The following is a 13630-nucleotide window of genomic DNA, read 5'->3' on the forward strand; positions in this document are numbered from 1 at the left end:
CGTACGAACCTGATTGGTTCAACTATACCTTTGAAAATCGCAAAGGTAAGTTTCACTGTATTTCACCAATTGGACCTTTACGGGCAGTTGTCCCCTATCCTCCTTGTTCACTCTGAATCTTGAGGTGGGGGTCTTACTGCCCGTTAAGAGTGGGATAAATAAAAAGCTCCGTTCCATTACCTCATTTCTATAAAAAACGCCTGCTTGTCCTTTCCCCAAGCAGGCGTTTTTCACGAGAACATAATAAGAGCGATACAAAAAGAATTCGACTGCTCTCAACACTTACCCGTCTATTACTTTATATGTTTTTCTCGAATTACCTTCATTTTATCCATTAATTCCGTCCCAATAATCGGCTCAAACTTTGGATAAATAACAGTCATTTCGTTCATCCATTGTTTTTTTTCAGCTGGTGAAAGTTCATACATGGAAATTGATGAACTTCTTTCGATTTCAAGCAATAACTGACGGTTCATTTCATCTGATTTTGTCCAAAGCCATTCCGTGGTTTCTTGCATAGCTTGTTGGATTTGAACTTGAATATCTGGCGGTAATTCATCCCAAAATTGTTGATTCATTAATACACCATATCCAAGAAAACCATGATTGCTTATCGTTAAATAATTTTGAAGCCTGTATAATTTTTTCGAATAAATATTAGAAATTGTATTCTCTTGACTATCCGTTTTATTTTGTTCTAGGTTTGCAAATGTCTCATTAAATCGTAACATCAGAGTTGACGCACCAAAATGCTCAAATTGTTCCTTCAACACCTTACTTGGCATAATCCGAAACGTTTTCCCTTCGAAATCTGCTGTCGTGTGAATAGGTGTATTGCTCGTTATTTGCTTAAAATGATTCGTCCACAACGCCATTCCTTTTATATGATGCTGTTCCAAATCGTGAAGGAGCTCCTCTCCCACTTCTCCATATAGCGCTTCTTCAAGAGCATCCCTATTTGGAAAAATATATGGAAGGTCCAGCAGTAACCACTTCGGTGAAAGATCTGTAAGCGTTGAGGTAGACGGAGCAATCATTTGAACTTTATTCTCGAGTAGCGCCTTAATTTCTTCTTGATCACCATATAAAGACTGATTCGGAAAAACTTCTACTTTGACACGATGGTTTGTATACTCATCGACGAGCTTAGCGAAATGAACAGCCGCTAAACCTTTCGGCGTGTTTTCTGCTACAACATGACTAAATTTAATGATAATCTGGTCTTTCATGCCGACTTGCTCATAATCCTTCCCAACATCCTCTTTTGAAAACAAGGACTGAAAAGCAATAAAAATTGCGAGGATTAAACCTAACGATATTAATGCAAAATAACCCCAAAACGCTCGCAATATGCCATCTCCTTATATGCATCTATTTATCCTTGTTATAACACATCTCATCAAAAAAGCGCAAAAGCAAAAAGAGAGAAATTCTCGTTTGATTTTGATACTATAAGAATAGAAGTCATGGAGGAATTACATAAATGGACAAGTCCTTTCATATGCCCATACAAGTAAAAATTACATTGCTATCGTTTGGAATCGTTGCATTTTCCATTTTAATTGGAGGCATTGTTATATTAGGTAATCTTTGGTCTTCTGAGGAAGATGAATTAGGTAAGCGCTCGATGCTTACAGCGCATACGATTGCTGAACTATCAAGCGTTCGAGAGCTTGTGTTGCAACCAGAGGGATGGAAAGAATTAAACCCAATCATTGAAAACTTACGAATTATTCATGATGCCGATTATATTATTGTCTTAAATGTCAATCACGTTCGCTACTCCCATCCTGTATATAGCCAGCTTGGCACTTTGTCCAAAAGCTCAGATGAGAACGCTGCCTTTGCCGAGCATGAATATTTATCTAAAGCAGAAGGAGAAATGGGCACAGCTATTCGCGCTTTTGTTCCTATTTTAGATGAGAACAATAAACAAATTGGCGTCGTACTCGTAGGAAATATTTTACCCACCTTACCAGAAATCATAGGCTATTTCAAAGATGATATCATACTCATCCTGCTTCTTACATTAATCTTTGGCGTATGTGGCTCCTGGCTAATGGCTAAGCATATTAAACAAGAAACATTTGAACTTGAACCACATGAAATATCACATATGCTCATGGAACGAACAGCTGCTTTTAACGCGATGCACGAGGGGGTTATCGCAATTGATAATCATGAAATCATTACGATTTTTAATGAACGGGCGAAACAAATGCTTCATATTAAAGGGGATGTCATCGGTAAAAACATTCAAGATGTTATCCATGATACTCGCTTACCCGAGGTATTAACATTAAATGAACCAGTTTATAATCAAGAAATCTCCGTTCAGAAAAAAAATATCGTCAGCAATCGGGTTCGAATTATGCTTGGTGACAAAACAATTGGTGCAGTTGCGATTTTCCAAGATCGAACAGACGTTACAAAGCTAGCGGAAGAATTAACGAGTGTTAAAGCTTTTGTAGAGGCACTAAGAGCGCAAAATCATGAGCATATGAACAAATTACATACGATTGCCGGTTTAATTCAACTTGGGAATTTAGATGAAGCCTTAAACTATGTGTTCCAGATTACTGAAGAGCGAAGTGAATTAACACGGTTCTTAACTAAGCGTATTCATGATGATAATTTAGTCGGCCTCCTCTTAAGTAAAGTCTCAATTGGAAAAGAGTTAGGTATCGAATTACTATTCGACCCAAATCTAAAGCTTGAGCGTTTTCCTCATGATATGGATCATCATGATTTCGTATTAATGCTTGGAAACTTAATTGAAAATTCGTACGCAGCGTTAAAGAATTCAAATGAAGAGAAAAAACAAGTCTACTTGTCCATCCAACAAGATGAGGAATATTGTCATATTGTGTTAGAAGATAATGGCTGTGGTATACCGAGCTCCATTCAGCCAAGTATTTATGATTATGGCTTTACAACAAAGGGAGCGGAGGGTTCAGGCATTGGACTCTATTTAATCGCACAAATTGTGAAAAAGTCCCATGGAGATATTAGCTTTACATCGACTCCTAATGAAGGAACGAGCTTTTTCCTTTCATTTCCGATGAATAACACCAAGGAGGATTCGTATGAATAAAGAGACGATTCACGTACTATTAATTGAAGATGATCCAATGGTTCAGCAAGTCAATAAACAATTTATTGAACGCGTAAACCACTTTCAAGTCATCGATATAGCCTCAAACGGTCTGGAGGGGCTGGAGAAAATTAGACACCTTCAACCCGATTTAGTCATTCTAGATATCTTCATGCCTTCCTTAAATGGCATCGATACACTGTATGAAATTCGAAAAGAACAAATCGACATCGATGTCATTATTATATCCGCAGCGAATGATCAAAAAACCGTTCGGAAAATGATGCAAAATGGTGCATTTGACTATTTAATTAAACCTTTTACATTTGAGCGGTTACAGCACACGCTCCGACAATATTATTCGTTTCGTACTGAAGTTCAACCAGACCATAGTATCTCACAATCTCAATTAGATCGAGTTATTTTTTCAAATGAAGTCTCTACAACACCTAAGACTCCGATAAAGCTATTTAACAAAGACGAGCTTCCAAAAGGCTTGAATGTCGCGACATTGCAACAAGTGATGAATTTTATGAGTGAACAGCATACTCCTCAATCAGCTGAAGAAGTTGCCGATGGTGTTGGGATTGCTCGAGTAACAGCTCGACGTTACTTAGATTACTTAAATGAACAAGGACTACTGCACCTCGACGCCCAATACGGTAATATTGGTCGCCCAATCAATAAATATAGTACGATTGGATTCTAATCATGGCTGATGAATGCTTCTATTCGTCAGCTTTTTCATGCTTTTGAAATAGAATTGTGTAAAGAGGCACATTTCCTTTTTAAAAAGAAGATTTCATACTCATTCATAGCGGTAATTTCTTTGACAACTGAATCTGGCATTCCCCGTTTTAACAAAATTTCTGCAATAAGATACGGTTTTTTCATGTTTCTCTCTCCTTGTCTTGTACTTAGGATGCTTCACTTCCTCCATTATACAAAATAATCCAAAAAAGGGGAAATCGACAAATACCTATTTTTCACTATATCCTACTTAAAAACCTCTTTATATCAACGCTTCAGCCCTCTAATATGTATATTTTTTGAATTTTTTTCATAAAAAAAACGCCACATGGGCGTTTTTGGCTGTTTGCTCTTAGTTTAGGCTTCCTAAACTTTATTTAAAGATTTCCGCGAAAGGAAAGCCCATTACGTTGTGCTTGCATCCCCTTTAGGGATGGGAGGAATGTTCGCTCAAATGCGGTGTACAGATAAACTATTGAAAATACGTTCTGTACACCATGCATTTGAAATGGTACCATTTGGTATATAGGATGTTCTTTGAAAACTGAACATAGCTGGTTGTAACAGGAAAAACGTCTGTCACGTAAAATGTTCAACGTTCTGCCGACCAACACTCTTCATAGAAAGAGTGCGGTATCGTAACCCTAGACAAGTATCGCCGGTTGAACGGCGTAGTTGGCACCGACCTTGCCCTCTTGCAAGACTGTTTTTCTTCCAAGTGTTGCTCACCCAAGTCTCGCCTCTATCTCTTCTTATGGAAGGTGGTAAGTGGGATATTTGTGAGAAAGAACCCCAGCGGCTTTAGCCATGGGAGTGGTAAGGATATAGTTGCTTATAAGTAGTAATTGATTCGACATATGCTTGGCGAACCGTAAAGCCAATTCCTGCCGATTTCGGTACTGTAATTTTTCCATTGATAACCTGTACTTCAGGTTCAATAATATCTTCCTCCCAATATTTTGATGAAGAAGACAAATCTCCCGGAATCGTAAAACCACTCAGCGAAGCTAAAGCAATATTATGCGCTCGAGATATGCCAAATTCAATCATTCCTCCACACCAAACGGGAATACTTGCTTCTACACATAAATGATGAATGTTAACCGCTTCTGTCCACCCACCGACACGTGCCATCTTAATATTTAAAATTTTTCCGCTCCCTAGCTGCAGAGCACTTTTTGCATCATGAAATGAACAAATACTTTCATCTAAACAAATTGGCGTTTTCAACTGCTTTTGTAAAAATGAATGTTCTACAATATCATCATGTCCTAACGGCTGTTCAATCATTTGCAGCGTAAATTGATCCAACCTCTGTAAATGCCGGGCATCATCAAGTGAATAAGCAGAATTAGCGTCCCCCATTAATGGAAGAGTAGGATAGGAAGCACGAATGGCAGATAAAAGCGAAATATCATTGCGGGGAGAAATCTTTACTTTATAACGCTGATATCCATCCTGTTTAAACTCTTCAATTTGCCGAAGCACTTCGTCTACACTGCTTGTTGCAATGACTACTCCCGCTGCTACCTCTGTTCTCTCTCCTCCAAACAATTTGCCAATATAAACATCCTGTTGCTTCGCATATAAATCCCATATGGCTTGTTCAAGCGCCGATTTTGCCATTCTATTTCTTCTAATGCCACTCCAAACGTACGGCAGCTCTGATGGATGTTTCCACTGTTGTTGAAACGTAAGAGGAATCAAGAAATCTTCTAATAGATGAAAAACCGTTTGGATGGTTTCTTCAGTATACCAAGGGCTTGAAAACGGTACAGCCTCTCCATACCCAACTAGTCCATCCGCATCGCGCACTTCAACAACAATCACCTCTCGTTTGGTGACCGTCTCTAAATGAGTTTGAAAAGGACTTTTCAAAGGTGCTTCAATGATTCTCAATGTAATCGAAACTGGCTTCTTCATCCTCTCCCATCCTCTTTCTTTAACTTGCGGCGCAGCAGCTTATTTGCTCCATTTCGAGGTAAGTGATTACAAAAGACGATTTCACGCGGCATTTTATAAGCAGCTAGGTGTTCGCGACAATGCGCAAGCAACTGTTGCTCTGTTACTTCTTCTGTAAGCACAACAAATGCAAGGGGTACTTGTCCCCACTTCTCATCGGTCACACCGGTAACACCCGCTTCAAAAACAGCAGGATGTGCACTTAATACGGATTCAATCTCAGCTGGATATACATTTTCTCCCCCCGAAATGATTAAGTCAGAACGGCGATCAAGCACATATAGGAAGCCCTCATCATCTAAATAGCCAATATCCCCTGTATACAGCCATCCTGCTTTAATGGCTTGCTCCGTTGCATCTACTCTATTGAAATAGCCTTTCGTCACATTTGGACCAAAGACGACAATCTCCCCTGCTTCATTCGGTTTCGCTTGCTTGCCATCGACTTCAATACGTATTTGCGACGGAAATAAAGCCTTCCCTGCTGAGCCGATTTTCTCCATGCTATACTCTGGAGTAAGTGTGACAATTTGTGAAGCCGTCTCCGTCATCCCGTATGTTTGAAACACAGGGATATCTTTTTCTTTACAGTGCTCTAGTAAAGGCAAAGGAGCAGGACCGCCTCCAAGCAGCATACAGCGGAATGAAGATGGATAGTTTCTCTCACCTAAATTAAGGAGCATACGATTTAACATAGCTGTTACGACCGAAATAATCGTTACACCGTTTTTGCAAATATGCCGATTTGCTTCTTCTTCATCAAACTTCTCCACTAACACAACTTTCATCCCATAGATCACACTGCGCATTAAAATGGACAAACCGCTAATATGAAAAATCGGCACTGCACAATACCAGCTGTCTTGCTCATGTAAGCCAAGATTTAATGCTGAACCAACAGCACTCCACCAATGATTGCCGAATGTTTGCATCACGCCTTTCGGTTTTCCCGTTGTGCCTGATGTATACATAATTGTCGCTGTATCTTCTAAATAAAAATCTGTCATAATCTGAGGAGAAACAGCCTCTATCAATTCTTCTTTTACACACACAGTGACTGTAGAAACTTCCTGTTCAATCTCCTTTAAAGTGTCTGCAAAATGTCTCTCTGAAAAAAGAATACTCGCTTGGCTATCTTGTATTTGCCAAGCAAGCTCATTTGCTGTTAATTTATGATTCAGCATGACAATTCGTACACCTATATAAAAAAGAGCGTGAATCATCACAACACTATCCACGTGATTACGCACCAGTATCGCACAAGTGTTACCTTGTTCTGCACCTTTCGCAGTAAGCTTTCCTGCCATTTCTTCTACCATATGATTTAGCTCTTTAAAGCTATACGTAATACCTTCAAATTCAATAGCAGGTCTAGCAGGCGTAATATCTGCTCTTTTTTTCAACCAATTCGGTAATTGCTCTTCCATGCCATATCCCCTTTCGAATAACCTATTATAAAGAAAACAGCCTGACGCAAGCCGCCAAGCTGTTTTCTCTCAAGCATTCCTTCGAATCAAGGGAAACGAGGGAATTGTCCGAAATCTGGAGTACGTTTTTCTTTGAAAGCGTCGCGTCCTTCTTTTGCTTCGTCCGTTGTATAGTAAAGAAGTGTAGCATCGCCAGCCATTTGTTGAAGACCAGCAAGGCCATCTGTATCCGCATTCATCGCTGCTTTTAAGAAGCGTAATGCCGTTGGGCTCTTCTCAAGCATTTCTTCACACCATTGAATTGTTTCTGCTTCTAATTGCTCTAAAGGAACCACTGTATTAACTAATCCCATATCTAATGCTTGCTGTGCATTGTACTGACGGCATAAGTACCAAATTTCACGTGCTTTCTTATGTCCTATGATGCGCGCTAAGTAACCAGAGCCGTAACCAGCATCGAAGCTGCCTACTTTTGGTCCAGTTTGTCCGAATACCGCATTATCAGCCGCAATTGTTAAATCACATACGACATGCAGAACGTGGCCGCCGCCAATTGCATATCCTGCAACCATCGCTACAACCGGCTTTGGAATCGTACGAATTAAGCGTTGAAGATCTAATACGTTTAAACGTGGAATTTCATCATCGCCTACATATCCACCATGTCCGCGTACTTTTTGATCTCCACCTGAACAGAATGCTTTGCCGCCTTCACCCGTTAAGATAATCACACCGATGCTAGAATCATCACGCGCTCTTGCAAATGCATCAATCATTTCTGCTACCGTTTTCGGTGTAAACGCATTATGTACATGAGGTCGGTTAATTGAAACCTTCGCAATACCATTGTATTTTGTGAATAAAATTTCATCATACTCACGAATTGTTTCCCATTGAACTGTCATTTTTCTTCCTCCTTAATGTTTCAGTAAAAACTCCCTTATTATTTTACCAAACTTTTCTCCATCTTCCACATGAATCGCATGCCCAACATCATTTATTATTGTCCATTCTCCATGTTTTAGCCGATTTTGCATTCGATTCGCTATTTTACAAAACTTCGAATCTAACTCTCCCGTTATTAAAAGTACAGGCATATCTAGTTTTTCAAGCTCGCTCCACCATGATGGCTGACTGCCGGTTCCCATCCCAAGCAAGCTATTCGCTAAACCGAGGGGAGAATTAGCTAGACGCTGCTTGCGAATCGCTAATTTTTGCTCATTTGGTAAACTCTTTTGACTTTGAAACAACGCAATATTTTCCCAAAATTCAACGAATGCTTCCATCCCATCTGCTACAATGCGTTCGGCTAACCGTTGGTCCTGCTTGCGCCGTTCCAAGCGCTCCCCCTCGGTCTCTAAACCAGGTGAAGCACTTTCTAATAGCAAGCTGCGTACATAGTGTGGATACAACATCGCCAAGCTTAACGCTAGTCTCCCCCCCATTGAATAGCCAAGCACATGGGCAGTCGAAACTTCTAAATTCTCTAAAATAGAAACTAAATCAGCAGCCGCCTGCTCCATTTCATATGCTCGTACTTCTTTTGGGGAGTCTGTTTGACCATGACCAATAATATCCACCATAATAAGCTGATAGCTTTCTCTCAACATTGGAACAAGAAAGGACCATGTATCCGCATTGCCCGTAAAGCCATGTAACAAAAGCAGAGGCTCTCCTTGGCCCGCTACTTCAACATGATATGTTACATCTCGACAAACAACCTTCATGAAAGAACATCCTTTATTTCCTGGGAAACAAAATTCCACAATTCTCGATGTTTAACTAAATTGGACTCTCTTTCTGTTGGCACTTCAATAACCTTTAAGCCAGGGATTGTAAAAGACTGTGTAAACACTTGCCCGAATTCTTCCCAATTTGTCACTTTATTATATTTTGCCCCGTAAAGAGCGGCCGCATGGGCGAAGTCCAGCCCATGTGGTGTGCCAAAGAGAAGTTCAAAATATTCCTTCTCATTCGCTTGCGGAAGGAAGGAGAAAATACCGCCGCCATCATTATTAATTAATACAATTGTCATATTTTGCTTTTGTAACTTCGCAGCAAGCAACCCATTCATATCATGATAAAAACTTAAATCCCCAATCGCAAGAACGGTATGCTCCGAAACCGTACTGACACCGAGTGCTGTAGAAACAACGCCATCAATGCCATTTGCTCCACGATTAGCAAGCGTCCGAATTTGTTTCCCATTGTTAAAGAAAAACGTATCTAAATCGCGAATAGGCATACTGTTGCCAACAAACAATGTTGAATGTGTTGGCATTAACTCATTTAATAATAAAAAGAGCTTGCCCTCGCTTAATTCTGCATCATCCCGAAGCGAATAAAGTGCCTCTTTAGTTGCTGTATTCACAGCTTGCCAACGTTGCAGCCAAGTTAAATCACGAATTTCGCTTAATTGATTTAACATATCAGAACAAAACGTGTTTACCTCAGAATAGATCATATTCGTTGCTAGTCCTGCGGGTTCACGCCAGCCTGCTCCATCATCGACGACGAGATGCTTTGCTGAATGGTGTTTTTTCAAAAACAATAACAAAGCCTTCGATACAGGCATAGCCCCAAAGCGTAACACGAGATCCGGATTAAGCATCTCTTTTGCTATATCATCACGTAAAAAGGTATCATACGTTTCAATAATTTGCTCTTGCTTATGTGTACCACTTCGCAATAAAGATAATGGATCAGCAAGAATTGGGAAAGCTAGCTGCTCTGAAAGCGCTACAATGGCCTCGCTTACGGAATCATCCTTTAACTCACCCACAACAATAATGCCTCGCTTTGCTTCAATTAACGTACTTGCAAGCGCTTTAACGTGGGATTGTGCAAGAGTCCGTACACCATCTTCAATTAGCACCGCAGAAGACTCCTTACGATACTCTTTCGCTTTTTTCATATCTGGAACAAGTGGTTCACGAAGAGGAAAATTAAGATGCACAGGGCCCGCTGGAGAAAGGGCTGCTGTTGCAACCGCTCTTGCTCCAACTGTTCTCGCATAATTGGTCATCTCTGCTGTCTGTTCAGGAAGCGCCATCTCAACTGACCATTTTACATGCTTACCGTACAATTCAATTTGGTCAATAGCCTGCGGTGCCCCTACATAACGCAATTCATGCGGGCGGTCAGCTGTCAACACAAGCAGCGGTACCCGCGCATAGTAAGCTTCAACAATCGCCGGATAATAATTCGCCGCTGCTGTTCCAGACGTACAAATCATTGCAACGGGCTCTCCTAACGCCTTTGCCAAACCGAGGGCAAAGAACGCAGCCGAGCGTTCATCGACATTTAGATGCACTTCAATATCCGGATGCTCCGCAAGCATTAAAGAAATCGGTGTCGAACGCGACCCTGGGCTTACAACGGCATGTCTTACTTTATTTTGTGCTAATTCATCAACAAAGCTCGCTATATAAGCAGTTAATGCATCTCGGTTAGTCATGAAGATGTCCTCCTAAAGCACTTAACATCGGATTAAACTTAATCCCTGTCTCTTGATATTCACTTTCCGGTAATGAATCCTCTAATACACCACAACCAGCGAATAAAGAAGCCTCATTACCTTGTAAGAGCGCTGAACGAATTCCAACAGCAAACTCCCCATTGCCGTACGAATCGACCCAACCGAGAGGACCTGCGTACAAGCCGCGTTCTAATCCTTCAATCTCTCTAATTCGAACAATCGCCTTCTCTTTTGGCAAACCGCCCATTGCTGGAGTTGGGTGCAATTTTTCAACAAAATCAAAAATGGTCGCATCCCCTACACACATCCCCTTCACTGGCGTGTATAAATGCTGAATATGTCGAATTTTCATTAACTCCGGCTCATCTGGTACAATAATTTCTTCACAAAGTGTTTGTAAAGCATTCGTAATCATCGACACTACATATTGATGCTCCATTCGATTTTTCGAATCATGCAGTAGCTCATTGCCAAGGCGCGTATCCTCTTCCTCGCTTTTTCCTCTCGCAATCGAGCCAGCTAAACAAACTGAAAACACCTCATTGCCCTTTTTCTTAATTAATTGCTCTGGTGTGGCTCCAATGAAGCAATCTCCACCCGCTTCAAAGCTAAAAATATAGCTTGTTGGTTGTTCTACCATTAGTGTCTCTAACACTTTTTCTGAAACAATACGGTCTTGAAACACGACGCGTAATTCTCGAGCTAACACAATTTTATCTAAATCACTATGTCTCATTTCATCTACTGCTTTTGCGACCGTTTGTTTCCACTCAGTTGGACGAATCTCTCGTTGTTCCACTAATGCGTTAGTCGGCACTTCTTTATTCTCTAAACGTTCTACTAAAAATTCTTCCCGTTCATTTATCATATGGATGAAAAGTTGTTCTTGGTCTTCTGGCGAACAAAGAATGTTTGTCGTTAAATAAGCTTCTCCTTTTACGATTGATAACATATAAGCAGGTATATAAAATAAATTATCGCCAAATTGGTTCCATAATAAGGAACTGCTTTGTTCATAATCAAAAGAAAAGCCTCCAAATAGTAAAGGGCCGGTCGCATCTACATCACATACTCCTGATTGAACAGCAGCATTCTGCAATTTGAGCCAGCATTTTTCTACTTGTTTATAACGATTTGCACTTGCTGTCGCCTGAAGTTTCTTTATATTACCTAAACCCGTAATCGTAATTTCCTTTGCAGGGTCCTGCCAAAAGAAGCGCTCTCCTGCATATTGTTCTCTTCCAGCTTGATAAAATGAAAGGGGGTTCTTGTACTCTATTTTCTTTACATGGCTGAATAGGACTGATTCGTTTCGTTCCTTTGCTCGTTGCATAGCAAAAGCCAGTCCTTGAAGCTGTTCAGTTTCTTCTGAAATAGCCAAAAAAATCCCCCCACTACCATACATTTTAAATACATACTAAACCTATTTAAAGATACACCTCTATTTAACCTCATGTCAATTAATCGCCTCTTCTCCCAAAGATTCAGACAACTTTTTTCCTTATTATATAAATCAATATCCATCCTTGATTTTGGAAATATTTTCGCTTTTAAAATCAATTGACACTTTCATAACGTTTTCCTACACTTTACTACGTACACTTTGATATAATTTCATATGACTATAAATGATAGAGGAGAAACGAGATGCATACTGATTTTACTAATCATTCAGCTGAACCGGCCGTTAAACGCAGTTGGAAAATCTGGTGGGAACTTATTCGCCCCCACACATTAACAGCCGCATTCGTACCCGTTTTATTGGGCACAATTATTGCTCTTTTAGAAGGTAACGTCAATTGGCTGTTGTTTACAGCTATGATGGTTGCTAGTATTTTAATACAAGCTGCTACTAATTTATTTAATGAATATTATGATTTTAAACGAGGGTTAGATACGGAAGATTCCATTGGGATTGGCGGTGGAATTGTTCGTCACGGTATGACTCCCAAGCTGATTATGACACTCGCACTCATAATGTATGCTGTTTCCATTGGAATTGGCTTCTATATTTGTGCCGTATCTTCTTGGTGGCTTGCAGCTGTTGGACTTATTTGTATGCTGGTTGGCTATTTATATACAGGTGGTCCACTACCGATTTCATCCACACCATTTGGCGAACTTTTTTCCGGCTTATTTATGGGATGTTTTATCATTTTAATCGCTTTCTTTATTCAAACCGGCTATGTATCGCCCCTTGCCATTTTAGTATCTGTACCGAGCGGAATTTTAGTCGGCTTGATCAATATGTCCAATAACCTTCGTGACCATGACGGGGATAAAGCGAATGGGCGCAAAACTCTGCCAATTGTTTTAGGACGTAAGAAAGCGATCATATTCATGGCGATTATGTTTGCTGTTTCTTATCTATGGCTAATTGGATTAGTTTTAACAGGAACGGTCAGTGCTTGGATTCTACTCGCCTTTTTAAGTTTACCAAAAGCTATTAAAGCTACAACAGGATTTATAGGGAAAACAGAACCTATCACAATGATGCCATCGATGAAAGCAACGGCCCAAACGAACACATTCTTTGGATTTCTAATGGCAGTCGGGCTACTAATTAGTTATTTATTTTAATAGCTGTATTAAACCATATTGTTCGTTAAACGATTGAGGACTTATTCTAATACAACCAGCCGCAATGATTAAATTGCGGCTGGTTTCTTATTATGTGCAGCAAACTTGAAAAACTATTAATTTCACGAACTCGCTCTAGTCTCTCTGTATTCGGACCAATTAGCATAAACTTCATATTCCCTCTTTTTAGAACAACCAAGATGAAAAATAATATAAATAAAAAAGCAGATTTAAAAGTTTGTATGTAACAATACTTTTAAATCTGCTTTAACTGTATGACCCCTACGGGATTCGAACCCGTGTTACCGCCGTGAAAGGGCGGTGTCTTAACCGCTTGAC

The 13630-nt window shown here is 40.1% G+C and carries 12 protein-coding genes; 3 read left to right on the forward strand and 9 right to left on the reverse strand.

Features of this window, described 5'->3' with window-relative positions; all coding sequences use genetic code 11:
* Window positions 1-293: 293 nt before the first annotated feature.
* Window positions 294-1349 carry a DctP family TRAP transporter solute-binding subunit gene (locus V7068_RS01420; protein ID WP_499710643.1) on the reverse strand — a complete coding sequence of 352 codons (1056 nt, stop codon included), beginning with the start codon at window positions 1347-1349 and terminating at the stop codon, window positions 294-296.
* Window positions 1350-1483: 134 nt separating this feature from the next.
* On the opposite strand from V7068_RS01420, the gene V7068_RS01425 reads away from it, so the two are divergent.
* Window positions 1484-3094 (forward strand): ATP-binding protein, encoded by a 1611-nt coding sequence (locus V7068_RS01425; RefSeq protein WP_499710645.1) that lies wholly within the window; start codon window positions 1484-1486, stop codon window positions 3092-3094.
* Window positions 3087-3803, forward strand: a complete 717-nt coding sequence (locus V7068_RS01430) for a response regulator (RefSeq protein ID WP_499710646.1) — start codon at window positions 3087-3089, stop codon at window positions 3801-3803. The genes V7068_RS01425 and V7068_RS01430 overlap by 8 nt, the downstream gene beginning before the upstream one ends.
* 35 nt (window positions 3804-3838) lie before the next feature.
* Here V7068_RS01430 and V7068_RS01435 read toward each other — a convergent pair whose 3' ends face one another.
* The 7 genes from V7068_RS01435 to V7068_RS01465 all read right to left on the reverse strand — a co-directional run bounded on the left by V7068_RS01435 (window position 3839) and on the right by V7068_RS01465 (window position 12092).
* The gene (locus V7068_RS01435; protein ID WP_499710647.1) at window positions 3839-3988 is read right to left on the reverse strand and encodes a hypothetical protein; all 150 of its coding nucleotides are present in this window, start codon (window positions 3986-3988) and stop codon (window positions 3839-3841) included.
* A 657-nt stretch (window positions 3989-4645) separates the two neighbouring features.
* Complete coding sequence (gene menC, locus V7068_RS01440) at window positions 4646-5767, reverse strand: o-succinylbenzoate synthase (protein ID WP_499710648.1); 1122 nt, start codon at window positions 5765-5767, stop codon at window positions 4646-4648.
* On the reverse strand, window positions 5764-7233 hold the full coding sequence (locus V7068_RS01445; RefSeq protein WP_499710649.1) for an o-succinylbenzoate--CoA ligase: 1470 nt from the start codon (window positions 7231-7233) through the stop codon (window positions 5764-5766). Before V7068_RS01445 ends, menC begins: the two co-directional genes overlap by 4 nt.
* A gap of 86 nt (window positions 7234-7319) precedes the next feature.
* A complete protein-coding gene (gene menB / locus V7068_RS01450) occupies window positions 7320-8138 on the reverse strand; it encodes a 1,4-dihydroxy-2-naphthoyl-CoA synthase (protein ID WP_127761732.1) in 819 nt (272 codons plus the stop codon).
* Between the two features lie 12 nt (window positions 8139-8150).
* Window positions 8151-8960, reverse strand: coding sequence for a 2-succinyl-6-hydroxy-2,4-cyclohexadiene-1-carboxylate synthase (menH, locus tag V7068_RS01455; RefSeq protein WP_499710650.1), 810 nt, complete (start codon window positions 8958-8960; stop codon window positions 8151-8153).
* Window positions 8957-10690 (reverse strand): 2-succinyl-5-enolpyruvyl-6-hydroxy-3-cyclohexene-1-carboxylic-acid synthase, encoded by a 1734-nt coding sequence (gene menD / locus V7068_RS01460; RefSeq protein ID WP_499710651.1) that lies wholly within the window; start codon window positions 10688-10690, stop codon window positions 8957-8959. Before menD ends, menH begins: the two co-directional genes overlap by 4 nt.
* Entirely contained in the window at window positions 10683-12092 is a 1410-nt protein-coding gene (locus V7068_RS01465; protein ID WP_499710652.1) for an isochorismate synthase, read from the reverse strand. The genes menD and V7068_RS01465 overlap by 8 nt, the downstream gene beginning before the upstream one ends.
* 266 nt (window positions 12093-12358) lie before the next feature.
* On the opposite strand from V7068_RS01465, the gene V7068_RS01470 reads away from it, so the two are divergent.
* Window positions 12359-13291, forward strand: coding sequence for a 1,4-dihydroxy-2-naphthoate polyprenyltransferase (locus tag V7068_RS01470; protein WP_499710653.1), 933 nt, complete (start codon window positions 12359-12361; stop codon window positions 13289-13291).
* 46 nt (window positions 13292-13337) lie between these two features.
* Here V7068_RS01470 and V7068_RS01475 read toward each other — a convergent pair whose 3' ends face one another.
* Window positions 13338-13466: a hypothetical protein gene (locus V7068_RS01475; protein ID WP_499710654.1), complete on the reverse strand. Its 129-nt coding sequence runs from the start codon at window positions 13464-13466 to the stop codon at window positions 13338-13340.
* Between the last annotated feature and the right edge of the window lie 164 nt (window positions 13467-13630).

Origin of the sequence: Bacillus sp. JJ634, from assembly GCF_036962285.1 — a bacterium.
Taxonomy (GTDB): domain Bacteria; phylum Bacillota; class Bacilli; order Bacillales; family DSM-1321; genus Peribacillus; species Peribacillus asahii_A.

Excerpts from the sequence above, each read along its gene's own strand:
- menB (WP_127761732.1), bottom strand. The coding sequence starts at position 8,138 with ATGACAGTTCAATGGGAAACAATTCGTGAGTATGATGAAATTTTATTC.
- menH (WP_499710650.1), bottom strand. The coding sequence starts at position 8,960 with ATGAAGGTTGTTTGTCGAGATGTAACATATCATGTTGAAGTAGCGGGC.
- V7068_RS01475 (WP_499710654.1), bottom strand. The coding sequence starts at position 13,466 with ATGAAGTTTATGCTAATTGGTCCGAATACAGAGAGACTAGAGCGAGTT.
- V7068_RS01435 (WP_499710647.1), bottom strand. The coding sequence starts at position 3,988 with ATGAAAAAACCGTATCTTATTGCAGAAATTTTGTTAAAACGGGGAATG.
- menC (WP_499710648.1), bottom strand. The coding sequence starts at position 5,767 with ATGAAGAAGCCAGTTTCGATTACATTGAGAATCATTGAAGCACCTTTG.
- V7068_RS01425 (WP_499710645.1), top strand. The coding sequence starts at position 1,484 with ATGGACAAGTCCTTTCATATGCCCATACAAGTAAAAATTACATTGCTA.
- menD (WP_499710651.1), bottom strand. The coding sequence starts at position 10,690 with ATGACTAACCGAGATGCATTAACTGCTTATATAGCGAGCTTTGTTGAT.
- V7068_RS01430 (WP_499710646.1), top strand. The coding sequence starts at position 3,087 with ATGAATAAAGAGACGATTCACGTACTATTAATTGAAGATGATCCAATG.
- V7068_RS01470 (WP_499710653.1), top strand. The coding sequence starts at position 12,359 with ATGCATACTGATTTTACTAATCATTCAGCTGAACCGGCCGTTAAACGC.
- V7068_RS01445 (WP_499710649.1), bottom strand. The coding sequence starts at position 7,233 with ATGGAAGAGCAATTACCGAATTGGTTGAAAAAAAGAGCAGATATTACG.